The 21,620-nt window shown below is 66.1% G+C and carries 26 protein-coding genes; 9 read left to right on the forward strand and 17 right to left on the reverse strand.

The genetic code is table 11. The features are described 5' to 3' along the window. Positions 1-8: 8 nt before the first annotated feature. Complete coding sequence (locus tag ACN5W5_RS20150; RefSeq protein ID WP_420050239.1) at positions 9-434, forward strand: nuclear transport factor 2 family protein; 426 nt, start codon at positions 9-11, stop codon at positions 432-434. 56 nt (positions 435-490) lie between these two features. Next, complete coding sequence (locus ACN5W5_RS20155) at positions 491-922, forward strand: hypothetical protein (protein WP_420050240.1); 432 nt, start codon at positions 491-493, stop codon at positions 920-922. 27 nt (positions 923-949) lie between these two features. Here the strand turns inward: ACN5W5_RS20155 and fliR are convergent, their stop codons facing one another. From fliR to fliF, 13 genes are all read right to left on the reverse strand, one after another. Further along, positions 950-1,717, reverse strand: coding sequence for a flagellar biosynthetic protein FliR (fliR, locus tag ACN5W5_RS20160; RefSeq protein ID WP_420050241.1), 768 nt, complete (start codon positions 1,715-1,717; stop codon positions 950-952). A gap of 126 nt (positions 1,718-1,843) precedes the next feature. After that, entirely contained in the window at positions 1,844-2,113 is a 270-nt protein-coding gene (gene fliQ, locus ACN5W5_RS20165; protein ID WP_177133151.1) for a flagellar biosynthesis protein FliQ, read from the reverse strand. A gap of 106 nt (positions 2,114-2,219) precedes the next feature. Then, positions 2,220-2,996 (reverse strand): flagellar type III secretion system pore protein FliP, encoded by a 777-nt coding sequence (gene fliP / locus ACN5W5_RS20170; protein WP_420050242.1) that lies wholly within the window; start codon positions 2,994-2,996, stop codon positions 2,220-2,222. Next, a complete protein-coding gene (locus ACN5W5_RS20175) occupies positions 2,983-3,339 on the reverse strand; it encodes a flagellar biosynthetic protein FliO (RefSeq protein WP_420050243.1) in 357 nt (118 codons plus the stop codon). The genes fliP and ACN5W5_RS20175 overlap by 14 nt, the downstream gene beginning before the upstream one ends. A 1-nt stretch (position 3,340) precedes the next feature. Next, complete coding sequence (fliN, locus tag ACN5W5_RS20180; protein WP_420050244.1) at positions 3,341-3,739, reverse strand: flagellar motor switch protein FliN; 399 nt, start codon at positions 3,737-3,739, stop codon at positions 3,341-3,343. Positions 3,740-3,752: 13 nt separating this feature from the next. Then, positions 3,753-4,757: a flagellar motor switch protein FliM gene (fliM, locus tag ACN5W5_RS20185; protein ID WP_420050245.1), complete on the reverse strand. Its 1,005-nt coding sequence runs from the start codon at positions 4,755-4,757 to the stop codon at positions 3,753-3,755. A gap of 14 nt (positions 4,758-4,771) precedes the next feature. Then, positions 4,772-5,350, reverse strand: a complete 579-nt coding sequence (locus ACN5W5_RS20190) for a flagellar basal body-associated FliL family protein (RefSeq protein WP_420050246.1) — start codon at positions 5,348-5,350, stop codon at positions 4,772-4,774. A 157-nt stretch (positions 5,351-5,507) separates the two neighbouring features. Beyond that, positions 5,508-6,896 carry a flagellar hook-length control protein FliK gene (locus ACN5W5_RS20195; RefSeq protein ID WP_420050247.1) on the reverse strand — a complete coding sequence of 463 codons (1,389 nt, stop codon included), beginning with the start codon at positions 6,894-6,896 and terminating at the stop codon, positions 5,508-5,510. Beyond that, on the reverse strand, positions 6,893-7,363 hold the full coding sequence (gene fliJ, locus ACN5W5_RS20200; RefSeq protein WP_420050248.1) for a flagellar export protein FliJ: 471 nt from the start codon (positions 7,361-7,363) through the stop codon (positions 6,893-6,895). Before fliJ ends, ACN5W5_RS20195 begins: the two co-directional genes overlap by 4 nt. Beyond that, on the reverse strand, positions 7,360-8,832 hold the full coding sequence (gene fliI / locus ACN5W5_RS20205; protein ID WP_420050249.1) for a flagellar protein export ATPase FliI: 1,473 nt from the start codon (positions 8,830-8,832) through the stop codon (positions 7,360-7,362). The genes fliJ and fliI overlap by 4 nt, the downstream gene beginning before the upstream one ends. A gap of 137 nt (positions 8,833-8,969) precedes the next feature. Then, positions 8,970-9,680, reverse strand: coding sequence for a FliH/SctL family protein (locus tag ACN5W5_RS20210; RefSeq protein WP_420050250.1), 711 nt, complete (start codon positions 9,678-9,680; stop codon positions 8,970-8,972). Next, on the reverse strand, positions 9,664-10,659 hold the full coding sequence (fliG, locus tag ACN5W5_RS20215; RefSeq protein WP_420050251.1) for a flagellar motor switch protein FliG: 996 nt from the start codon (positions 10,657-10,659) through the stop codon (positions 9,664-9,666). Before fliG ends, ACN5W5_RS20210 begins: the two co-directional genes overlap by 17 nt. Positions 10,660-10,826: 167 nt before the next feature. Continuing rightward, positions 10,827-12,497 carry a flagellar basal-body MS-ring/collar protein FliF gene (fliF, locus tag ACN5W5_RS20220; protein WP_420050252.1) on the reverse strand — a complete coding sequence of 557 codons (1,671 nt, stop codon included), beginning with the start codon at positions 12,495-12,497 and terminating at the stop codon, positions 10,827-10,829. Positions 12,498-12,679: 182 nt separating this feature from the next. Here fliF and fliE point away from each other — a divergent pair, with 182 nt between their 5' ends. Then, entirely contained in the window at positions 12,680-12,988 is a 309-nt protein-coding gene (gene fliE / locus ACN5W5_RS20225; RefSeq protein WP_290964765.1) for a flagellar hook-basal body complex protein FliE, read from the forward strand. Positions 12,989-13,303: 315 nt separating this feature from the next. Here the strand turns inward: fliE and ACN5W5_RS20230 are convergent, their stop codons facing one another. From ACN5W5_RS20230 to ACN5W5_RS20245, 4 genes are all read right to left on the reverse strand, one after another. Then, complete coding sequence (locus ACN5W5_RS20230; protein ID WP_177133126.1) at positions 13,304-13,594, reverse strand: flagellar protein FliT; 291 nt, start codon at positions 13,592-13,594, stop codon at positions 13,304-13,306. Positions 13,595-13,596: 2 nt separating this feature from the next. After that, complete coding sequence (gene fliS, locus ACN5W5_RS20235; RefSeq protein WP_420050253.1) at positions 13,597-14,031, reverse strand: flagellar export chaperone FliS; 435 nt, start codon at positions 14,029-14,031, stop codon at positions 13,597-13,599. A 190-nt stretch (positions 14,032-14,221) separates the two neighbouring features. Next, positions 14,222-15,637 carry a flagellar filament capping protein FliD gene (fliD, locus tag ACN5W5_RS20240; RefSeq protein ID WP_420050254.1) on the reverse strand — a complete coding sequence of 472 codons (1,416 nt, stop codon included), beginning with the start codon at positions 15,635-15,637 and terminating at the stop codon, positions 14,222-14,224. A 143-nt stretch (positions 15,638-15,780) separates the two neighbouring features. Next, positions 15,781-16,605: a flagellin gene (locus ACN5W5_RS20245; RefSeq protein WP_226465190.1), complete on the reverse strand. Its 825-nt coding sequence runs from the start codon at positions 16,603-16,605 to the stop codon at positions 15,781-15,783. Positions 16,606-17,214: 609 nt separating this feature from the next. Here ACN5W5_RS20245 and flhD point away from each other — a divergent pair. The 6 genes from flhD to ACN5W5_RS20275 all read left to right on the forward strand — a co-directional run bounded on the left by flhD (position 17,215) and on the right by ACN5W5_RS20275 (position 21,556). Further along, positions 17,215-17,553, forward strand: a complete 339-nt coding sequence (gene flhD / locus ACN5W5_RS20250; RefSeq protein WP_420050255.1) for a flagellar transcriptional regulator FlhD — start codon at positions 17,215-17,217, stop codon at positions 17,551-17,553. Between the two features lie 112 nt (positions 17,554-17,665). Beyond that, the gene (gene flhC / locus ACN5W5_RS20255; RefSeq protein WP_177133116.1) at positions 17,666-18,205 is read left to right on the forward strand and encodes a flagellar transcriptional regulator FlhC; all 540 of its coding nucleotides are present in this window, start codon (positions 17,666-17,668) and stop codon (positions 18,203-18,205) included. A gap of 344 nt (positions 18,206-18,549) precedes the next feature. Then, on the forward strand, positions 18,550-19,410 hold the full coding sequence (gene motA / locus ACN5W5_RS20260; protein ID WP_420050256.1) for a flagellar motor stator protein MotA: 861 nt from the start codon (positions 18,550-18,552) through the stop codon (positions 19,408-19,410). 9 nt (positions 19,411-19,419) lie between these two features. Further along, on the forward strand, positions 19,420-20,502 hold the full coding sequence (gene motB / locus ACN5W5_RS20265; protein WP_420050257.1) for a flagellar motor protein MotB: 1,083 nt from the start codon (positions 19,420-19,422) through the stop codon (positions 20,500-20,502). Positions 20,503-20,535: 33 nt separating this feature from the next. Beyond that, positions 20,536-20,922: a chemotaxis response regulator CheY gene (gene cheY / locus ACN5W5_RS20270; protein WP_420050258.1), complete on the forward strand. Its 387-nt coding sequence runs from the start codon at positions 20,536-20,538 to the stop codon at positions 20,920-20,922. Positions 20,923-20,941: 19 nt separating this feature from the next. Further along, positions 20,942-21,556, forward strand: coding sequence for a protein phosphatase CheZ (locus ACN5W5_RS20275; RefSeq protein ID WP_420050259.1), 615 nt, complete (start codon positions 20,942-20,944; stop codon positions 21,554-21,556). The last annotated feature ends 64 nt before the right edge of the window (positions 21,557-21,620 follow it).

A 21,620-nucleotide genomic window follows, 5' to 3' on the forward strand; every position in this document is an offset into this window, starting at 1 on the left:
GGTGCATCGTGAACATCGAACAATTCATGCAAGGCTACAAGGCGGCGTGGGAACAACGCGATGAGTCCCTGTTCGTGGCCCTGTTCGCGGAAGACGGCGAATACCACAACACCCCGTTTGCCGTTCAGCGTGGCGCCACCGAACTGGCCGCCTACTGGCAGCGCGTGAAGCTGCAGGAAGACGTGCACGTGGCGTATGAAGTGCTGGCTTCCAGCGCGACCGGTGGCATCGCGCACTGGCACGTCACCTACCAGGTGGCCTCCGAAGAACTGTTCCAGATCTGGGCCCAGTCCACTGGCACCCACCTCGTGGCCCGAAACCCCGGCGACCCCTTGCCGCGGATGGTGCTGGATGGGGTGTTGAAAGCTGAATTTGAGGGTGACGTGTGCCAGCGCTGCCAGATCTGGTGGCACAGCCAGCCGCAGACCCCGTGAACGCACACGTGCCATCCTTCTCGACAAGGGCATCGAACAGGGGCGGGGGTTCAGACATGAAGCGGCGGATTTTCATGGGCGTGCTGTTCTGCCTGACTGTCGGGCTCACAGCCTGCAGCAAGGACGATCCCCAGGCTTCTCTCGAAGCCGCCGTGCAGCAGTTGCAGGACCAGATCGAAGCCCGCGACACCGGGGCGGTGATGGACCTGCTCGGTGCCAAGTTCCGCGCGCAGGACACATACGACGCCGACTGGGCGCGCAAGACCATGACGCTGATGTTCCTGCGCTATGCGCAGGTGAAGGTGATCGCGGTGTCGCGCAACAGTCGCATCGATCCACCGGGCTCGCCCATCGGTCTGACCGAGGCCCAGGTGGTGGTGACGGGCGCCCAGGGTCTGATCCCCGAGCGGGTGGCGCCGTATGCGGTGACCCTGGAGTGGCGCCGCGAGGGCGCGGACTGGAAGCTGCGTGATCTGCGCTGGGAGTGAGGGGCGCGCTGCGGGGGTGCTTCGTCGTCAACCGCCGGTGAAGATGTCTGTCGCCAGTTTCAGCAGCGCGACCACCGGGCCGTCGAGCATGGGCAGCGTGGCGGCGATGCCGATCAGGCCGGCCGTGATGGTGAGCGGGAAGCCGATGGCGAAGGCGTTCATCTGCGGTGCGATGCGCGAGACGAAGCCGAGCACGATGTTGATGAACAGCAGCAGGCCGATCATGGGCAGCGCGATCCACAGGCCATAGCGGAACACCACGGCGCCGAGCTCGTGCAGGCGCAGGCGGTTGATCGATTCGAAGGCGCTGCCGCCGAGCGGAAAGGTCTCGAAGCTGGACACCACCGCCTGCAACACCATGAGGTGACCGCCCAGCACCACGAACAGCAGCATGGTGATGTTGCCGAAATAGCGGCCCACGGCGCTGGTCTGCGAGTTGGTGGAGGGGTCGAAGAAGCCGGCGTAGTTCAGGCCCATCTGCAGACCGATGACCTCACCCGCGAGCTCGACCGAAGAGAACACGATGCGCACCGCCAGGCCGATGGCCACACCCACCACCACCTGCTGCAGCACCACGGCAAACGCGTCGGGATCGGTGAGGCCGATGACGGGTTGCTCGGGCAGGACCGCCTGGGCACACAGCGCGATCAGCATGGCCAGCGCCACCCGCGTGCGCATCGGCACCGACCGGGCCGAGAAGATGGGCGCGCTGGAAAACACCGCCAGGATGCGCAGGAACGGCCAGAACACCGGCGACACCAGCGCCATGATGTCGGCTTCGCTGAAGGTCGGCATGTTCGGGACCTACAGAAGGGCTGGCGAGGGGGAGGCCAGCCCCAGGGCACCGCCGGGCCGGCTTTGCCGGACGGCCAGTGCCGCCCCCCTGGGGGGGTGACGCGAAGCGGCGCAGGGGGGAGCCATCTAAATGGCGTAGTCGGGGATCGACAGGATGGTGGTGCGCAGGAAGTCCACCAGCGTGGTCATCATCCAGGGTCCGGCGATGGCGAACACCGCGATGGCGGCGATCAGCTTGGGCACGAAAGACAGCGTGGCTTCGTGGATCTGGGTGATGGCCTGGAACAGGCTCACCAGCAGACCGACACCCAGCACCGTGGCGAGCACCGGCGCGGACACCATGAGGATCAGGAAGAGGGCGTTTTGACCGAGGGTGAGGGCGGCTTGCGGGTCCATCAGTATTCCTTGTCGAAGAGATATCGGGCCGCCGCCGGGCCGCTCCCAAGGCGGACCAGCCCCCTCGGGGGGCAGCGACCCGCGGAGCGGTGGAGCGTGGGGGTGCTCATGTCGCGAAACTGGCGGCCAGCGAACCCAGCAGCAGGTTCCAGCCGTCCGCCAGCACGAACAGCATCAGCTTGAACGGCAGCGCCACCAGCACCGGCGACAGCATCATCATGCCGAGCGACATCAGCACGCTGGCGACCACGAGGTCGATCACCAGGAAGGGGATGAAGATCATGAAGCCGATCTGGAAGGCGGTCTTGAGTTCGCTGGTGACGAAGGCCGGCACGATGACGCGAAAGGGCGCGGTCTGCGCGGTCACGTCGGCGGGCAGTTTGGCGAGCTTGGCGAAGAGTTCGAAGTCGCTCTGGCGCGTCTGCTTGAGCATGAAGGCGCGCATGGGCTCCTGGCCGCGTTCGAGCGCCTGCTCGAAGCTGATCTGGTTGGCGGTGTAGGGGGCGTAGGCGTCCTGGTAGACCTTGTCGAGCGTGGGGCCCATCACGAACAGCGTGAGGAACAGCGACAGGCCGACCACCACCTGGTTGGGTGGCGCCGACTGCGTGCCCAGCGCCTGGCGCAGCAGCGAGAGCACGATGACGATGCGGGTGAAGCCCGTCATCAGCAGCAGCACCGCGGGCAGGAAGGAGAGCGCGGTGAAAAACAGCAGGGTCTGGATCGGCACCGAGTAGCTGGCGCCGCCCGCGCCCTGGCCGATCACCAGCGGCAGCGAAGCGCCGGCAGCGGGGACCGGCGCGGTCTGGGCGATGGCCGCGCCGGACAGGCCGAGCAGCAAGGCCAGGGCCAGGGGCTGGCGCCAGCGGAGGTCAGCGGGGGCCATGGGGGCCTTTCGTGAACTGGGCCAGCCGGGCCGCGAAGCCACTGGCCGGCGCAGCGCCAGGCGACACGGGGGCGACCACCTCGGGGGGCAGCGGCATCTGGTGCAGCGCGGTGATGCTGCCGGGCGCGACACCGAGCACCAGGCAGACGCGGTCGGCGCCTTCGCCCAGCTGCACCGTGACCACGCGTTGCTGCGGCCCGAGCGAGAGCGTGTTCATGAGCTGCAGCGCCGGGCCCTTCTGGCTCGCGATGCCGGGCAGGTGGCGGCGGTAGCGCTGGAGAAACCAGGCCGCGGCCACCATCAACAGCAGCAGCACCAGCGCGGGAGCGGCATTTTGGAACATGTCAGTTCTTCGAGACCCGGCGCATGCGCTCGGAGGGCGTGACGATGTCCGTCAGGCGGATACCGAATTTGTCGTTCACCACCACCACCTCGCCCTGGGCGATCAGGTAGCCGTTGATGAGCACGTCCATCGGCTCGCCGGCCAGCGCATCGAGCTCGACGATGGAACCTTGCGCGAGCTGCAGGATGTACTTGATCGGCACCTTGGTTCGACCCAGTTCAACCGTCAGCTGCACCGGGATGTCCAGCACCATCTGGATGTCCTGCATCGGGTTGCCGTGGGCGGTGACGGGCTGGGTGTGGCTCTCGAAGGCGGGTGCGCTGTCGGCCGCTCCAGAAGGCGCGCTGGCCTGTTCTTCCAGGGCCTGGGCCCAGTCGTCGGCAACGCTGTCTTGGTTCATGGTTTCGGTGCTCTCAGTTGACATAGGAATCTCCCAGCCAGGTCAAATCGGGTCCGCGCAGATTGCGCTCGATACGCAGGGCGTACTTGCCTTTGTGTGTGCCGTACTGGCATTCGAAGAGCGGCACCCCGTCCACATGGGCGCGGATCGCGGGGAGGCGGTCGAGTTCGAGGAAGTCGCCCACCTGCATCGCCAGCAGTTGCTCCACCGTGGCCTCGGTCTGGGCCAGTTCGGCCACCATGGTCACCTCGGCCGCCTGGATCTCGTGGCTCAGCAGCTTGACCCAGCGGCGATCGACTTCGATCGCGTCGCCCTGCACGCTGGAGTACAGAACATCGCGGATCGGCTCCAGCGTGGCGTAGGGGATGCAGATGTGCAGCGAGCCCGTGATGTCGCCGATCTCCAGCGTGAAGCTGGTGGAGACCACGATCTCGCTCGGGGTGGCGATGGTGGCGAACTGGGGCTGCATTTCCGAGCGCTGGTAAGACAGCTCCAGCGGGTACACGCCGCGCCAGGCCTTCTTGTATTCCTCGGCCACCACCTCGACCAGCCGGTCGATCACGCGCTGCTCGGTGGGCGAGAAGTCGCGCCCTTCGATGCGGGTGTGGAACTTGCCGCTGCCGCCAAACAGGCTGTCGATCACGCCGAACAGCAGGGTCGGCTCGCAGACCACCAGACCGTTGCCGCGCAGCGGGCGCACCGCCATGATGTTGAAGTTGGTGGGCACCACCAGCTCACGCAGGAACGCGCTGTACTTCTGCACCTGCACCGAACCGACCGAGATCTCGGGGCTGCGGCGGATGAAGTTGAACAGGCCCAGCCGCAGGTTGCGCGAGAAGCGTTCGTTGACGATCTCCATGGTGGGCATGCGCCCCCGCACGATGCGCTCCTGGCTGGAGAGGTTGTAGCTGCGCACCCCGTCGGTGGGGGCAACGTCTTGCTCCAGCTTCTGGCTCTCGCCGGTGACGCCTTCCAGCAAGGCATCGACTTCTTCCTGGGACAGAAACGAGTCGGACATGGTGGACTGCCGGTTTACTGGACGATGAAGCTGGAGAACAGCACACCCTGTACCGGGTTGGCCGCTGCCTGGCTGCGCTTTTTCTTGCCTGCGGCGCCTTCGGCCCCGGGCTGGGCGGTTTTGTAGCCCATGACCGTGGCGATCTCGCCCATGATGTCCGCGGCCAGTTTTTCCTTGCCCTGGATCGTCAGGATCTCGTCGGCCGTGCGCTGGGAGATCTGGATCAGGATGCCGTTGCGGATGGTGGGCATGTAGACCTTGATGTCTTCACCGGTCTGGGCGTCCTTCAACTGCAGGGTGATCGAGGTCTGGATGAAGCGGTTGCCGCCCGGATCGGCGAGGTTGACCACCATGCTGTCCAGCGGCAGGAAGGTGGGCGGTGACTTGGGGTCGTGGCTGTTCTGTTCGGCCACCACGCCGTCCTCGTCCTCCTCGTGGTCGGCGGTGTTCTTCTTCAGGACGAAGAGGGCCGCACCGGCGGCCAGCAGTGCCAGCACGACCACGCCAACGATGATGAACAGCAGTTTTTTGCTCTTCGGCTTGGCGGCTGTGGCATCAGCGGCGGGGTTGGCGGGGGCGGCAGCGGCAGACATCGGGTTCCTCCAGTGGGCGCCCTGTTGGGGGCGGCACACGCTCGAAAACGTGTGGGGTACGGAAGAATTATTGAGCGCCCCTGTCGCTCGCGTAGCACGGAAAAGAGCGGGAAAAGCCTGTTATTCGACGGCCTCAGCCACCCGGACCGCGCCGCCGCTACACGAACATGTCCAGCGGCTGGCTGCCGTCGCTGCGCGGACGGGGCTGCGCCGGCGCCTGGACCGACGAGGCCGCGGCGGCGTCGGAGGCTGCAGGCGCGCGCGCGCCGCGGGTGCCGGTCTGGGACCCGGGTTCACCCGGCTGGCCAGGCTGCCCCTGGCCTTGTTGCTGCGCGCCGACCGAGACACCGCCGAGCTGGATGCCGCTGCGCTGCAGCAGGTCCGAGAGCTGGGCGCCAGCGCTCTGCTGCAGGCTGGCCCGGGTTTCGGCGTTGTCGCTGCGGAAGTCCACGTTCAGCTCTTCGCCGGCGAGCGAGAGCCGGATGTCGATGGCTTCTTCGCTGCCTTCGCCCACGCGCAGGCTGGCCTGGCGCAGGTTCTGCGGGTTCCAGGCCCCGAGGCCCGCGGCGTCTTCTTCGGCCAGGGTCTCGAAGGGGGCCGAAGCATCGGCTTCCTCCAGTGGGTATTCCGCCGGCCCCGGCGAAGCCTGTTCGCCGCTCTGGCCGGGCTGGCCCGAGCCGGCATCGGCACCCGGCATGGCGGCCGACACCAGGCCCGCGCCCACGGCCCCCGCCGCCAGCGGGGCGGTGGTGGCGGCTGCGTTGAAGCGTTCGTCCAGCGTCACGGTGCTGCGCACCTGGGCGGCCAGGCTGTCGGTGTGGCCTGTCACGCTGACGTTGAAGGCGTGCCGGGTCGTCGACACCGACTGCGCAGCGGCGTTGCCGATGGCCGTGGTGCTGTGCCAGGCGGCGGGGTGGGACGTGCCTTTTCCGCTGGCGTTGCGGGTGGCATCGGTCGCCGGCTGGCCCTGGGCGTTGCGCAAGGCCTCGGCGCCTGCACTGCCCGGGGCGGCCGTGGCGCGCGACAGGGCGGCCAGGGTCTGCGCATCGGGCTCGGTGGCGTGGTCGAGCACGGTCATGTCGGCCGGCAGCGGTGTGGCGCCGGTGGGACCGTCGGCGTTGGTGGCGGGTGTCTGGCCGGCCTGTCCGGTGAGGCGTTCGTTGCCGGCGGCGCCAGTGCCAGCCGGGTTCGCGCCAGGCAGCTCGGCCGCAGCATCCATCGCCACAGGCGCGCCGGGCCAGGCCAGCAGCGCGGCCAGGGGGTTGTCCGAGGCCTCGGGCAGCAAGGCCTGGGTCGGGTCCTCGCCCAGCTCGTCGCTTCCCTGGCCCAGGGTCTTGCGGCCAAGGGCCGGCGGGTCGTCAGCCCCCAGGCCGGCGCCATCGGCCGGCAGGTCGCGGGTGGCGCTCAGCAGGCCGAGCAGGCTGGCGAACAGGCTGTTGTCGCCCGCGGCGGGTGTGCCGGGGCGCTGGCCGGTGGCGGGCGCGTTGCTGCGGGTGGTCGGGGCGGCCTGGCTGGCGCCGCTGGAGGCGGTGGCGGGTGTGCTCATGATCGAAGTCCCTGGGACTGCGCCAGGCGGTGGCGCAGGTGGATGGTGAGGGCCATTTCGTCGGTGCTCTTCTGGTCCTGGCGCAGGGCACGCAGGTTCAGGGCATCCAGTTTGCGTTCGGTGTATTTGCGCAGGCCGGCCACGTCGCGTTCGGCCGCATAGACCTGGGCCTGCCCGCGTTGGATCAGTTCGTCGCGCTGGGCCAGCACACCGCGCTGGAACTCCCTGGCGTGGTCGATCTTCTGCATGAACTGGCGGTGGTGGTGCAGCAGCGCGGCGTCCACACCGGTGCTGGTGCAGCGGGCGTTCCAGCGCTGCTGGGCTTCGTCGGCGTAGGTCTGCAGCTGCTGCATCTGTTCGTGGGCGACCTGACGTTCGCGCTGGAGCTGGCCCAGCGCGCTGAGCGCTTCATCGCGGCGCTTTTCCGCGAGTTCCACCACCTTGTTCAGCGTCTGGATGTTGCTCATGTTCTATAGGGGTTCTGGTTGGGTCGGGCCTGGCGGTTCGGGGCCTCGCGGCCAGCCTTGTCTTCCTGCAGTGCGCCCGCGAGCTGACTCAGGCAGTCTTCCATGCCGGCGGCTTCGTTCATGTCCTGCATCAGGAAACGTTGCAGCGCGGGGTAGAGCAGGATGGCACGGTCGGTTTCCGGGTCGCTGCCGGCGGCGTAGGCGCCGAGCTGGATCAGGTCGCGGCTTTTCATGTAGCGCGAATACAGGCTGCGGAACTTGCGCGCCAGCTCCAGGTGCACCGCACCGGCCACGTTGTGCATCACGCGCGAGGCCGAGGCTTCGACGTCGATGGCCGGGTAGTGGCCCGATTCGGCAAGCGAACGCGAGAGAACGATGTGGCCGTCGAGGATGGCGCGCGCGGCGTCGGCGATCGGGTCCTGCTGGTCGTCGCCCTCGCTGAGCACGGTGTAGAAGGCGGTGATCGAGCCCTTGCCGTTGAGGCCGTTGCCGCTGCGCTCCACCAGCTGCGGCAGCTTGGCGAAGCAGCTCGGCGGGTAGCCCTTGGTGGCCGGCGGTTCACCGATGGCCAGGGCGATCTCGCGCTGCGCCATGGCGTAGCGGGTGAGCGAGTCCATGAGCAGCAGCACGTGCAGCCCGTCGTCGCGGAAACGTTCGGCGATCGCGGTGGCGTAGGTGGCGCCCTGCATGCGCACCAGCGGCGGCGCGTCGGCGGGTGCGGCCACCACCACCGAGCGCTTGCGGCCTTCCACGCCCAGGATGTCTTCGATGAATTCCTTGACCTCGCGGCCACGCTCACCGATCAGGCCGACCACGATCACGTCGGCCTTGGTGTAGCGGGCCATCATGCCGAGCAGCACGCTCTTGCCGACGCCGGAGCCGGCGAACAGGCCCAGGCGCTGGCCGCGGCCGACGGTGAGCAGGGCGTTGATGGCGCGCACGCCGGTGTCCAGCGGTTCGCGCACCGGGTCGCGGTCCATCGAGTTCAGCGGCTGGCGGTCCAGCGCCTCGATGTCCACGTGGGTGATGGGACCGAGGTGGTCGAGCGGGTTGCCGTGCGAGTCCACCACGCGGCCCAGCAGACCCCGGCCCAGCGGCAGGCGCAGCGCACCGCGGTCGTTGGGGGAGGGCGGTTTGTTGACCTGGCCCACGCGCGGCACGGGGCGGTAGGGCGCGAGCGGTGTGACGGTGGCGCCGCTGGACAGGCCGTGCGTATCGCCAGCGGGCATGAGGAATGCACGGTCGCTGGAGAATCCGACCACTTCGGCCAGCACCGGTTCGCGCGAGCCGTTGCCGATCAGGCATTGCGAGCCCACCGGTACCTTCAGGCCCACGGCTTCGAGCACCAGGCCAGCCAGCCGCGTGAGCGTGCCGCGCACCTCCAGCGGCGTGTGCACACTCGCGTTGCTGCGCACATCGTCCATGAAATGGCCCCAGCGGCTTTCACCACCGAATACGCTGTCGGTCATGTCAGTTTCTCCAGTTCGCCGGAACGCGATCCGCAACGCGAGCAGCCATCCAACCCAGGGCACCGCCGGGCCGGCTTTGCCGGACGGCCAGTGCCGCCCCCTGGGGGGTAGCGCGAAGCGCTGCAGGGGGGACCCATTCAAACATCGGCGTTCTCCGGATTCCATGGCGCATTCAGGCCCAGGTTGGCGATCGCGCGCAGCCAGCGCTTCTCGATGGAGGCGTCCACGCCGGTGCTGGCCGACTCGACCAGGCAACCACCGGGGCTGATGTTGTTGTCGGCCACGAAATCGGGTGCGGACGGGCCAAGGTTCTCCAGCAGCGCGCCTTTCATGAGCGCGAGATCGCCCGGGTTCATGCGCACCGTGGCGGGCAGGCCGTCGTCGACCAGCTGCGCCAGCGCCTCGGTGATCACCGGCCTGAGGTGCTGTGTGTTGCACTGCATTTCCTGGCGCACCACCTGGCGCGCGAGGTCGCAGGCCAGATCCAGGATGTGGCGGGAAATCTGTGCCTCGCTCTTTTGCAGGTGTTCTCGGGTGTTGTGCAGCAGCTGGGCCATGCGCACCGCGGTTTCCTCGGCGGTCTTGCGCACGGTGGCCTCCAGCGCGTCGCGCACTTCCTGGCCACCGGCGGCGTGGCCCAGGGCATAACCTTCGGCATGCGCCTGTTCGCGGATTTCGTTCAGGGCCTCGGCTGAGGGGCCGTCGATCACGGGCTCGCTGGTCTCCGCCACCACGGCCGGGGCGTCTTCGCTGCCGTCCATGGCCGAGAAGCGCCAGGCCGAGCAGCCGTCGATCTCCTCCCGCGGAATGAAGCGGGTGTGAGCGCTGGATTTAGACGAAGCCTTCATCGTCGCCTCCTCCCAGCACGATCTGCCCTTCGTCCGACAGGCGCCGCACGATCTTCAGGATTTCCTTCTGCTGGGCTTCCACTTCGGACAGCCGCACAGGGCCGCGCGATTCGAGGTCCTCGCGCAGACCTTCGGCAGCGCGCGTGGACATGTTGGCGAAGACCAGTTCGCGCAGTTCCGAGGTGGCGCCCTTGAGTGCGATCACCAGCGATTCGGAAGGCACTTCCTTGAGCACCATCTGGATCGACTTGCCGTCGAGCTTGAGCAGATCTTCGAAGGTGAACATCTTGTCCATGATCTTCTGCGCCAGGTCGGCGTCGAAGACGCGGATCGACTCGATCACGGAGTTTTCGATCTGCGTGCCCATCATGTTGATGATCTCGGCCGCGGTCTTGACACCGCCCATGGAGGTCTTGCGGATCTTGTCGCCACCCGCCAGCACCTTGTAGAGCACCTCGTTGAGGTCCTTCAGCGCCGTGGGCTGGATGCCTTCGAGCGTGGCGATGCGCAGCATCACCTCGTTGCGCGTGCGTTCGGTGAAGTTCTTCAGCACGTCGGCGGTCTGGTCCGCCTCCAGGTGCACCAGGATGGCCGCCACGATCTGCGGATGCTCGTTGCGCAGCAGTTCCGCAATCGACAGCGGATCCATCCACTTCAGGCTCTCGATGCCCGAGACATCGCCACCCTGCAGGATGCGGTCGATCAGCAGCGAGGCCTTGTCGTCACCGAGGGCGCGCTTGAGCACCGCACGCACGTAGTTGTCGGTGTCGGACACCAGCAGGCTGTGCGAAGCGGCTTCGTCGGTGAACTTCTGCATCACCTGGGCGACCCGGTCGTGCGACACGGCGCGGGTCTTGGCGATGGTCTCGCCGAGCTTTTGCACTTCCTTCGGGCTCAGGTGCTTGAACACCTCGGCCGCCTCTTCCTCGCCCAGCGACATGAGAAAGATCGCGGCGTCCTGGATTCCCTGGTCTTCCATGATCGTGTTTCCTTAGCTATGCGAAGAACGCATGCACGCCGGGGTCGAACCCAGCGCATCCGGAGCGAACTGCCCCAGCCGAGAACGCGGCGGAACTGGCTTTGCCAGGCCGCATCGCGTTGCCCCCTTAAGGGGGTCGAGCGAAGCGAGGCGGGGGTGTTTCATGGTCATGCCGGCGCCTCGCCATTGACCCAGCCCTTGACGATGTTGGCCACCGCCATCGGGTTTTCCAGCGCCAGGCGCTTGGCGTCGGCCAGGCGCAGCGTTTCCGGCGTCGCCTCGTTGCTGGTGGTGGGCATCGGCAGGCCGGGGCGCTCGGGCTGGTCGTTGACCATGGCGTTGAGCTTGGCCTCGGCGGGTGGCAGGGCGGGCATCTTCATCAGCTTGAGGCCGGGGCGCACCATGCCCAGCAGCACCAGCAGGCCCATGCCCACCATGCCCAGCGGCCAGGCCAGGCCACGCGCCAGTTCCATGTTCTCGGGCTGGCGCCACCAGGCGACAGCCACCTCTTCGGGGGCTTTGGAGACATTGAAGACCGCGTTGACCACGTTGACCGAGTCACCTCGATCCTTGTTGAAACCGATGGTCTCGCGCACCAGGGCGGTCATCTGTTCGAGTTGCTCCGGGGGGATGGCCGCCGTGGTTTCCTTGCCGCCCTTGTCGGTGCTGCTGCGGTGGTTGACCACCACGGCGGCGCTCAGGCGGCGCACGGTGCCGCTGGCTTCGCGCACCACCTTCACGGTCTTGTCCACTTCGTAGTTGATCAGCGACTGGCGACGGGTGCTGGCCGCCTTGTCGGCCGCACCGGCCGCGCCCAGGGCCGCGGCTTCGCCGTTGATCGGGGCGGTGCCGGTGGTGGGGGGCTGGTTGGTGGTGGCACCGGGCACGCCGGCGGGCAGGGCGGCGGCGGGGCTGCCGTCTTCGACGATCTGCTGGCTGCGCACGGCGCCCGCTTCGGCGGACTGGTTGGGCTTGTGCAGTTCCGAGGTCGACTCGACCAGCGAGAAGTCGACGTCGGCGCTGACCTGCGCCTTGACATTGCCCTCGCCCACCAGCGGCTCGATCATGTCGAGGATGCGGCGGGTGTACATCTGCTCGATCTGCTGGGTGTACTGCAGCTTCTGGGTGTCGGCGCCCTGGGACTGGCCTTCGGGGGTGGACGACAGCAGGTTGCCCGCATCGTCCACGATGCTGACCGCCTTGGGGTTCATCTCCGGCACGCTCGACGCCACCAGGTGCACGATGCCGGCCACCTGGGCCTTGTCGAGCGTGCGCCCGGGGTGCAGGGTCAGCAGCACCGAGGCCGAGGGTTTCTGCTGTTCGCGGAAAAAGCCGTTCTGGTTCGGCAACGCGAGGTGGATGCGCGCGGTCTGCACGGAAGAGAGCGACTGGATCGAGCGGGTGAGTTCACCCTCCAGCCCACGCTGGAAGGTCAGGCGTTCCTGGAACTGGGTCATGCCGAAACGGTTGGCTTCCATCAGCTCGAAGCCGTTGACGGTGCCCTTGGGCAGGCCCAGCGAAGCCAGGCGCAGGCGCGTGTCGTGCACCTTGTCGGCCGGCACCATGATCGAGCCACCACCTTCGGAATGTTTGTAGGGCACGTTCATCTGGGAGAGCTGGGCGACGATGGCGCCGCCGTCCTTGTCGCCCAGGTTGGTGTAGAGCACGCGCCAGTCGGGTTGCTGGCCCATGAAGAACAGCGCCAGCGCGATCGCCACCAGCGCCAGCGCACCCAGGCCGAGGCGGGTCTTCTGGGTCCTGTCCATGCGCGACAGACCCTCGCCCAGAGCGCTGCGGCTCATGGGGCGGATATCCAGTTCAGCGACGGTGTTGCTCATGGCAGGGCTCGGGAGTTCGGTCAATGTCGGGGGGAATCACCCCTGTTGCGACCGATTATTCGGCTCCCGGGCCGGTGCCATAGCGGGGAAAAGGCCCCGGTTTGACCCCCTATTCCCGGAGCGCCGCCTGGCGCCCTTCAATAGCATCAAAGCCTGCTCACTTTGTGTAGAAGGACACCGCCATGGACCTGCGAATTTCCCCCTTGTCCAGCCAGGCACTCAACCCGGCTGGCCAGACCAAGCGCCCCGGCGCGGCCGGTGGTGTGGGCGGCGGTTTTGCCGACAACTTCAAGACCGCGCTCAAGGACGTCAGCGCGGCGCAGAACGAAGCCACCCGCCTGCAGAAAGAAGTCCAGCTCGGCAACCCCAACGTCAGCCTGGAAGAGACCATGCTCGCCATGCAGAAAGCGCAGATCGGCTTCCAGGCCACGCTGCATGTGCGCAACCGCATGGTTCAGGCGTACACGGACATCATGAACATGAGTGTCTGACCCTCCCCCGTTGCTTGCTCACTGCGTGTAGCCGCATCCCCCCTCAAGGGGGCGATGCCCTCGGACCGGCAAAGCCGGATCTTCGGCATCTCTGGGTTGGGGCACGTTCTCCGGCCAGTTCCCTGCGGTTCGGTTTCTCTTCTTCTTTCTCGCTTTCTTCTGCTTCAACGGCGTGCATCCGGCGCGAAGTTTCTTGAACCCAGAACGCCGCGGAACCGGCTTTGCCGGGCCGCCAGCGTTGCCCCTTGAGGGGCGGAGCTGGCTACACGCAGTGAGCCAGCGATGGGGGTGGTCCTCGTCCTGCGCGGGGGGGTCTCAGTGCACCCGGGTGTCCATCATCAACGCCAGGTCGTTCAACCACGGCTCGGCCAAGTTGCGGATCTCGGCGTCGGTGCGCAGGATGCGTTTCATGATCCGGGTCTTTTCGGTGCGCTCTTCGGGCGCCAGCCGGACGCTGCGGGACTTGCTGCGCAACTGGGCGATGAGCAGTGTGCACGCGCCTTCCAGACGCACCACCTGGTCCCAGTTTTCGGTCTGGGCGGCCTCCAGCATCTTCTGGCTGGCGTTTTCGATCGCTTTGTAATAGTCCAACAAGCTGTGCTCCATGATCAGGCTCCACGGCCCGTGAGGGGCTGAAGGGGGGTGGGCAGCGAACCCTTGATTTGTTGCCACGACTGCGCCAGGGGTTCGATGAGCTGGGTCACCTCTTCGAGCGGCTTGGGGTCGTTGCGCAGGTTTGCCTGGGTCAGGCGCACCACGCAGTAGCTGTAGAGCTGCTGCAGGTTGGCGGCGAGGTCGCCACCTTGTTGCAGGTTCAGGCCGGCCTTGAGGCCTTCTTCGGTGATGCGCACCGCCTTGCCCAGTGCGGTGCCCTTGGCCTCGACGTCACCGCGCGACATGGCGCCACGCGCCTGGGCGATCGATTGCAGCAGGGCGTCGTACAGGAGGCCAACAAGCGTGTGCGGGTCGGCCCCCTGAACGCTGGTTTCGACGGCGACCCGCTTGTAGGCCGATGCGGCGCGTGAATTGACAGAGGTGAACATGGTGTCATTTCCTTGTGTCTGATGCCTTTTTTTATCGGCATCTGCGCCCGGGACTGTAGTTTCTGACATGTTCAATTGCGACGAATTGTTCCAGGTACTCAAGGACTTGAAGGCGCGCTACCCTGCCTCGGAAAATGGCCGGATCTGCCGGTCAAACGGCCATGCCCGTGCGTTGGCAGCAAGGGTTCAGCTAGCCCTTGTTCCACAGCGTGATCTGCTGGCTGACGAAGGCGTTGAGGCCACTGAGCTTGGCCACGGCGGCGTCCATGGCGTTGTATTGCGCCAGGTAGCGGGTTTCAGAGCGGGCAGCACGGTCGTTGACTCGCTGCTGCTCCAGGCCATTCCGATCGATCGATTTCTGCAGCGCGCCGGCCTTGGTGCTGACCAGGCCATCGGCATCGATCAGGCCCTCGGCGAAGGCCTTGATCTTGCGACCGAAGCCTTCCGTTGTGGCACTGCCGGTGTCCACCGTGAACAGGTTTTTGAGGCCATCGAGGTTGGACAGCGAGGCGTCGAACTTCCCGGCGTCGAGGGCCAGGGCACCACCCGTTTTCAACTCGATGCCGACGTCGGTCAGGCGCGTGTGGGGCGTGCCTCCGGTGACCGAGCGCATCATGCCGCGCAAGGCGTTTTGCAGCCCGGTGGCGGTGGAGTCGCCTTGCAGCGCGCCCGCCTTCTTGGTGCCAGCGTCGTAGCGTGTCGCATTGGACAGCGTGCTGTTGAGCGTGTTGTAGGCGTCGACGAAGGCCTGCACGTTGGCGCGCACCGCTTCGGTGTCGGCGCTGACGTCGATCTCCACCGGCGCGGTGGTGACCTGGCTGAGCTGGATGGTCATGCCGGGCAGGGTGTCAGCGAGCCGGTTGCTGGCCGATGAGACCGACACACCGTTGACGGTGGCCAGGGCGTTCTGCCCGCTTTGCGACAAGGCCATCCCATTGGCATTGCCCACGCTGAAGGCCAGGCGCGACAGGCCGCTGGCATCGGTGTCGTTGCCGTCGTCGTCAGCGACTGTGATGCGAAAACCGTTTTCCAGGCCGGTCTCTTTCGAGCGCACCAACAGGCGTTCACCCGAGGCGTCCTTGAGCACGGTGGCGCTCACGCCCGCGTCGGCGTCGTTGATCTTGGCGGCGATCTCGGCGAGCGTGTCTTCGCCGGGGTTGATCGTCACGGAGACCGGTGTGCCACTGCCCGCGGTGAAGCTGCTGCCGCTCCAGGCACCGAGTTCGATCGTCATGCTGCCGGAGCCGACGCCACTGCCCGTGGCCACAGCGGTGGATGCGGTGGACTGCGCCTTGGCCAGCTGCTGCACGGCCATGGTGAGCGAGGTGGCGGGCGCGCCGGCGGCGACGGTCACGCCGATGGCCGCGCTGTTCGACGAAGTGGCGGTGACCGAGCTCCAGCCATTGGGGGACGCGAGCTTGGCGGCTGCGTCTCCCAAGGCCGAAAACTGCGACTTGATGGTGCCGTAGGTGGAGAGCCTGGTCTGGAACGAGTTGGCCTGGGTCTGCAACTGCTTGAGCGGTGCCTTTTCCAGCGCCACCAGTTGCGAGACGATGCTTTGCACGTCGAGCCCGCTGCCGATGCCGGGCGAAGAGATGGTGGCCATGTGGTGCCTTCCTCAGGATGGACGCACCGCACGCGAAGGCATGCGGTCTGTGCATCCCACGAATGGGAGCGCGGCGGGGCAGGGGTCTGCCGCCGCCGCTGGCTCGCACCACCCTGCGGGTGGTGCGCAGCGTTCGGTGCCGATCAGCGCAGCAGGGACAGCACGCCCTGGGGCAGCTGGTTCGCCTGGGCCACCATGGCGGTGCCGGCCTGTTGCAGGATCTGGCCGCGCGACAGGTTCGAGGTTTCCGTGGCGAAGTCGGCGTCCATGATGCGGCCGCGCGAAGCAGCCTGGTTCTCGGACGCGACCTGCAGGTTGGAGATCACGGCGTCGAAACGGTTCTGCACGGCACCGAAGGTGGCACGGGCGGTGGTGATCTCGTCGATGGCATCGTCGAGGTCGTCCATGGCGGCCAGGGCGTTGGTGTCGGAGGTGATGTCACCCGCCGTCACGGCGGCCACACCCGTGCCCGTGGTCAACACGGTGGTGGACACGGCGATCTGATCGGTGGTCACGTTGTTCGCGCCCACCTGGAAGGAGAGGCTGGCGGCCGTGTTCAACAGATCCACGCCGTTGAACTTGGTGCCGGTGAGAACGCGGGTGACTTCGTCGTTGAGCTGCTGGTATTCGGCGTTGAGGTTGGTGCGGTCCGACGCAGAGTTCGAGGCGTTGGCCGACTGCACGGCCAGTTCACGCATGCGCTGCAGCGAGTCACCCACCTTGCCCAGTGCGCCTTCAGCGGTCTGCGCCATGGAGATGCCGTCGTTGGCGTTGCGGATGGCGACGTTCATGCCCTTGACCTGAGCGTTCATGCGCTCTGCAATGGCAAGGCCGGCGGCGTCATCTTTGGCGCTGTTGACACGCAGACCCGAAGACAGGCGCTGCATGGAGGTGGCGAGGGCTCCCGAAGACGCATTCAGGTTGCGCTGGGCATTCAGGGACATCACGTTGGTGTTGATCGAGCTCATGTTTAACTCCTAAAAATTTACAAAGTAGTCCGGCATCACTGCCAGTCCCAACGACAGCCACAGGGCTGGCCGCCATGACCGGAGCTTCCGCAGCGCCAAGTCGGCTGGGCCCAGGGCCTCCGACCGTCTCGCCGCTTCTGCTTGCCGGACGACGAACCTTTTTAGAAGTTCGTTGAGTTCAATTTCGGTGGTCCGGGCCTATTCTTTAGCGTCCTGATGCAAAGATTTCTCTGGATAAGCGCGGGATGCGTGTGCCATTTCTCGCGTTATCGCAGCCGCCCGGTGCGCGCAGGGCTTGGCGCCGGAGGCCCGTTGGTGTGGCATCGGCACGCCGCGCCATGTCTTGATGACCGCTGGATGGTGGGGCACAAAACCACCGCCAGGCCCCGGCCCGCCCCGGCCGCACCCGCCACCCGTGCCCGCCGCCTATCCCGCCGTGTGTAACAACGATGTAGGAAAAAACCTGACACGGCACGGCGCACTGCCTGACAGTCCAAACAGCCATTCGCCGATTCAAGAAATTTTTACGCTCGACACAATTACATACATCGGGAAAGCAGATGTAAGCAAGTCGCTCACCAAGCCGACCCGGGACTCAAGGAGAATTTCATGGACAGCGAACAAATCTTGGCCGAAATCCGCGAAGCCAACCTGACCTACCTGATGCTGGCGCAGAACCTGATCCGCAAGGACCGCGCCGAAGCGCTGTACCGCCTGGGCATCACGGAAGAAGCCGCTGACCTGCTGGGCATGCTTTCCACCGCCCAGCTCCTGAAGATCGCTTCGAGCAACATGTTGCTGTGCCGCTTCCGGGTGGACGACGACCTGGTGTGGAACCTGTTGACGAACCACAACGTGAAGAAGGTCGACAACACCACGACGACCCAGCTGCATGCGTCCATCCTGATGGCTGGCCGGTTTGCCGAGTCGATGACCCCTGCACATTGACCCCCCTGCGCCGCCTGCGGCGTCACCCCCCAGGGGGCGGCGCTGACGGCCCGGCGAAGCCGGTTCCTCGGCGCCCTGGCATTTCAATCGTCTTGTATCTGGAGTTCGCATCATGGCCACGCCCAAAAGCATCTTGAACGAGTCCCGCGACATCGAGCGCGCTGTGGCCCTGATCCAGCTGGGTGCGCGCCTGCAGGTGCTGGAGTACGAAACCAGCCTGTCGTATGAGCGTCTGCTGCGCCTGTACAAGGAAGTGGCGGGCAAGTCGCCTTCGAAAGGCCAGTTGCCTTTTTCGACCGACTGGTTCCTGACCTGGCAGCCGAATGTGCATTCGTCGCTGTTCCTGAACATCCACGAGTACCTGTCCAAGACCAGCGAGCTCGAAGAGATCGACACCGTGATCAAGGCCTTCCGCCTGTACAGCGAGCAGATGACGGCCAGCGCCATCGAACCCCTGTTGTCCATCACCCGCGCCTGGCGCCTGGTGAAGTTCGTCGACAACGGCATGCTCACGCTGACCAAGTGCTCCTGCTGCGGTGGCCACTTCGTGACCGAGCCGTACGAAAACGCCCGCAACTTCGTCTGCGGCCTGTGCAAGCCGCCGGCGCGTGCGGGCAAGGGTGTGGCCAATGGAGGCTTGAGGTTGCACTGACCCCCCGCGCCGCGCCCAAGGGCGCGTCACCCCCTCAAGGGGGCGATGCGAGTGGCCCGGCGAAGCCGGTGCCACCGCATCCTGGATACAGACACTTCGCACCGGTTGTCAAGCTTTGAAAAGGACCCCTCAGTGGGTCCTTTTCGCGTTCATGGCCTCCTTCACTCGGCCCTAAAGTTGACCGATAGAAATCTCAGTTGCTGGAATTCCCTGGTGTGTGCCGATCGTGGTGAAGCTGCGAGCCCGGCCTGCGGTGGAGCCGGCTTTGCCGGGCCACTGCGGGCGCCCCCTTGAGGGGGTGACGCCGAAGGTGGCGCAGGGTGATCCTTTCAAAGGTCTGGAACATGTTTGTCGTCATTGGTTTTCTCGTCTCGATGGCCTGCATCTTCGGGGTGTACATCTTCCACGGCGGCAACATCGGCGTGATCCTCACCGCGTTGCCGTTCGAGCTGATCACCATCCTGGGTGCGGCCATGGGGGCCTTCTTCATGAACAACCAGATGAAGGTCGTGAAGGCTTCGGCGAAGGGCCTGGGCGCTTGTTTCAAGGGCAGCAAGTACACCAAGTCGCGCTACCTGGAACTGCTGGCGCTGCAATACGACATCCTGCAAAAAGCCCGCAAGGAAGGCCTGATGGCGATCGAGCAGGATGTCGAGAACCCCGACCAGTCGCCCGTGTTCAAGAAATACCCCACCGTGGGCAGCGACCACCACGTGGTCGAGTTCATCACCGATTACCTGCGCATGATGGTCTCGGGCAACCTCAACGCCCACGAGATCGAGTCGCTGATGGACGCCGAGATCGAGACCCACCACCAGGAGGCGCATGCACCGGTGGCCGCCATCGCGCGTCTGGCCGGCGGCCTGCCCGCTTTCGGCATCATTGCCGCCGTGCTCGGTGTGGTGAACACCATGGGCTCGGTGGGCCAGCCACCGGCGGTGCTGGGCGGCATGATCGGCTCGGCCCTGGTGGGCACCTTCCTCGGCATCTTGCTGGCCTATGGCGTGGTCGAGCCCATGGGCGGCCTCATGGAGCAGAAGATGGAAGAAAGCGGCAAGGAATTCCTGTGCATCAAGACCACCCTGCTGGCCAGCATGCAGGGCTACGCGCCCAGCACAGCGATCGAGTTCGGCCGCAAGGTGCTGTTCTCCGACGTGCGCCCCAACTTCGCGGAGCTCGAAGGGCACGTGAAAGGCAAAAAATGAGGACGCACCATGGCTGACGGCAAGAAGCTCCAGCCCATCATCGTCAAGCGCATCAAGAAGGGCGGACATGTCGCGCACGGGGGTGCGTGGAAGATCGCCTACGCCGACTTCGTGACGGCCATGATGGCTTTCTTCCTGCTCATGTGGTTGCTGGGCTCGACCTCCAAAGGCGACCTCGAGGGCATCGCCAGCTACTTCAATGCACCGGTCAAGGTCTCGCTCCTGGGTGGCGACGGCACGGGCAACAGCGACAGCATCCTGCCCGGTGGGGGCCGTGACCTGGCCAAGTCGGCGGGTCAGGTGGACGGCGGCGACGCCGAACGGGCGGCCAAACTCATCGGTGCGCAGATGGCGCGTGCCGAACTGGCGCGCAAGGACGCACAACGCATCGACGCGCTGTACGAGAAGATCAAAGACATGGTGGCCAACAACGCCGCCTTGCAGGACTTCGGTTCGCAGATCAAGCTCGAACGCACGGGCGACGGCCTGCAGATCCAGATCGTGGACGATCAGAACCGCCCCATGTTCGACGTGGGCAGCGCGCTCGTCAAACCCTATATGCGCGACATCCTGCGCGCCATCGGCGCCACGCTGGTGGATGTGGACAACCGCATTGCGCTGGCCGGCCACACCGATGCCACGCCGTATGGCAGTGGCGATCGCGGCTACAGCAACTGGGAGCTCTCCAGCGACCGGGCCAATGCCTCCCGCCGCGAGCTGGTCCTGGGAGGCCTGCCCGACAGCAAGCTGGCCCGGGTGGAAGGCCTGGCGTCGAGCCGCCTGCTGGATCCCGAGCAACCGGTTGCCGCCATGAACCGGCGCATCAGCATCCTGGTGATGACCCGCGAAGCGGAGCAACGCATGATGCCCGCGGGTGATGCCCCCGGGGCACCCGGTGAAGACGCCACCCTGCCGCTGGAACCCGGCGCCACAGGTCCGGCGGCGGCGTTGCCGGCCACCGAAGCACCCGCACCGGCCGCAGCGCCCCCGGTGGCCACCGCGCCGCCGCGACCTTTTGGTCTTCCCGATCTACAGAAACTGGCCGAAGTGCCGAAACCTCGGGAAGAGTTTGGTGTCCCGAAACCCCGTTGACCTTCCTCAAGTTCCCGCCCCCGGAGGCCCACCATGTCCAGCCCCATGAAATTCCTGATCGTTGACGACTTCTCCACCATGCGCCGCATCGTGCGCAACCTGCTCAAGGAAATCGGTCATGCCGATGCCGACGAAGCGGAAGACGGCGTCATTGCCCTCGCCAAACTGCGCAACGGCACGTTCAACTTTGTCGTCAGCGACATCAACATGCCCAACATGAACGGGTTCCAGTTGCTGACCGAGATCAAGAAGGACGAAACCCTCAAGCACCTGCCGGTGCTGATGGTGACGGCCGAGGCGCGCAAGGAAGACATCGTGATGGCGGCCCAGGGCGGGGCGGCAGGCTACATCGTGAAGCCCTTCACCAAGGCCACGCTGGAAGAAAAGCTCGCCAACATCTTCAAAAAACTGGGCCTTTGAGCCTGTCAGGGAGTTCAGCATGAGCAGCGACAACGTTCAAGACAGCCAAGGCAACCCCGAAATGTTCCAGCAGCTCGGCAGCATCACGCGCCAGCTGCACGATGCGCTCAAAGAGCTCGGCTACACCGACAAGCTCAAGGGCACGGTCGACCAGTTGCCCGATGCGCAGAGTCGCCTGTCCTACATCGCCCGCCTCACCGGCGAGGCTGCCGACAAGGTGCTCAACCACGTGGAAGGCGCCAAAACCGAACAGGCCCAGATCACGCGCCGCGGCCGCCAGCTGGTGGACTCGATCAGCACCGTGCCGGGGCTTTCCTCGGCCATGCCCGAGTTGCTCAAGTGGTCCAACGAGGTGGTGCAGAACAGCGAAAAGTCCGACGCCCGGCTGACCGAAATCATGATGGCGCAGGATTTTCACGACCTCACCGGCCAGGTGATCGCGCGCGTGGTCCAGCTGGCGTCCACCATCGAGGAACAGTTGCTGGCGCTGTTGCTGCAATCCGCGCCGTGTGGTGTGCCGGGCCAGGACAAGGTGCTCGAGCTCGACGGCCCGGTGGTCGCCCCCGAGGGACGGACCGATGTGGTGAGCGACCAGGCGCAGGTGGACGATCTGTTGGCGAGTTTGGGGTTCTGAGACACCCCCCCGCGCCGCGCCTGCGGCGCGTCACCCCCCAGGGGGCGCCACTGGCGGCCTGGCA

Source organism: Hydrogenophaga sp. ZJX-1 (assembly GCF_048590325.1).
Taxonomy (GTDB): Bacteria; Pseudomonadota; Gammaproteobacteria; order Burkholderiales; family Burkholderiaceae_C; genus Hydrogenophaga.

Coding starts and splice junctions, on each gene's coding strand:
- ACN5W5_RS20195 (WP_420050247.1), bottom strand. CDS start 6,896: ATGAGCACACCCGCCACCGCCTCCAGCGGCGCCAGCCAGGCCGCCCCG.
- fliJ (WP_420050248.1), bottom strand. CDS start 7,363: ATGAGCAACATCCAGACGCTGAACAAGGTGGTGGAACTCGCGGAAAAG.
- cheY (WP_420050258.1), top strand. CDS start 20,536: ATGTCCAGCCCCATGAAATTCCTGATCGTTGACGACTTCTCCACCATG.
- ACN5W5_RS20175 (WP_420050243.1), bottom strand. CDS start 3,339: ATGTTCCAAAATGCCGCTCCCGCGCTGGTGCTGCTGCTGTTGATGGTG.
- fliG (WP_420050251.1), bottom strand. CDS start 10,659: ATGGAAGACCAGGGAATCCAGGACGCCGCGATCTTTCTCATGTCGCTG.
- ACN5W5_RS20210 (WP_420050250.1), bottom strand. CDS start 9,680: ATGAAGGCTTCGTCTAAATCCAGCGCTCACACCCGCTTCATTCCGCGG.
- motB (WP_420050257.1), top strand. CDS start 19,420: ATGGCTGACGGCAAGAAGCTCCAGCCCATCATCGTCAAGCGCATCAAG.
- fliM (WP_420050245.1), bottom strand. CDS start 4,757: ATGTCCGACTCGTTTCTGTCCCAGGAAGAAGTCGATGCCTTGCTGGAA.
- flhC (WP_177133116.1), top strand. CDS start 17,666: ATGGCCACGCCCAAAAGCATCTTGAACGAGTCCCGCGACATCGAGCGC.
- fliN (WP_420050244.1), bottom strand. CDS start 3,739: ATGAACCAAGACAGCGTTGCCGACGACTGGGCCCAGGCCCTGGAAGAA.
- fliQ (WP_177133151.1), bottom strand. CDS start 2,113: ATGGACCCGCAAGCCGCCCTCACCCTCGGTCAAAACGCCCTCTTCCTG.
- ACN5W5_RS20245 (WP_226465190.1), bottom strand. CDS start 16,605: ATGAGCTCGATCAACACCAACGTGATGTCCCTGAATGCCCAGCGCAAC.
- fliS (WP_420050253.1), bottom strand. CDS start 14,031: ATGTTCACCTCTGTCAATTCACGCGCCGCATCGGCCTACAAGCGGGTC.
- fliP (WP_420050242.1), bottom strand. CDS start 2,996: ATGGCCCCCGCTGACCTCCGCTGGCGCCAGCCCCTGGCCCTGGCCTTG.
- ACN5W5_RS20155 (WP_420050240.1), top strand. CDS start 491: ATGAAGCGGCGGATTTTCATGGGCGTGCTGTTCTGCCTGACTGTCGGG.
- ACN5W5_RS20230 (WP_177133126.1), bottom strand. CDS start 13,594: ATGGAGCACAGCTTGTTGGACTATTACAAAGCGATCGAAAACGCCAGC.
- fliI (WP_420050249.1), bottom strand. CDS start 8,832: ATGACCGACAGCGTATTCGGTGGTGAAAGCCGCTGGGGCCATTTCATG.
- fliR (WP_420050241.1), bottom strand. CDS start 1,717: ATGCCGACCTTCAGCGAAGCCGACATCATGGCGCTGGTGTCGCCGGTG.
- fliD (WP_420050254.1), bottom strand. CDS start 15,637: ATGGCCACCATCTCTTCGCCCGGCATCGGCAGCGGGCTCGACGTGCAA.
- flhD (WP_420050255.1), top strand. CDS start 17,215: ATGGACAGCGAACAAATCTTGGCCGAAATCCGCGAAGCCAACCTGACC.
- ACN5W5_RS20190 (WP_420050246.1), bottom strand. CDS start 5,350: ATGTCTGCCGCTGCCGCCCCCGCCAACCCCGCCGCTGATGCCACAGCC.
- ACN5W5_RS20275 (WP_420050259.1), top strand. CDS start 20,942: ATGAGCAGCGACAACGTTCAAGACAGCCAAGGCAACCCCGAAATGTTC.
- fliE (WP_290964765.1), top strand. CDS start 12,680: ATGGACCTGCGAATTTCCCCCTTGTCCAGCCAGGCACTCAACCCGGCT.
- motA (WP_420050256.1), top strand. CDS start 18,550: ATGTTTGTCGTCATTGGTTTTCTCGTCTCGATGGCCTGCATCTTCGGG.
- fliF (WP_420050252.1), bottom strand. CDS start 12,497: ATGAGCAACACCGTCGCTGAACTGGATATCCGCCCCATGAGCCGCAGC.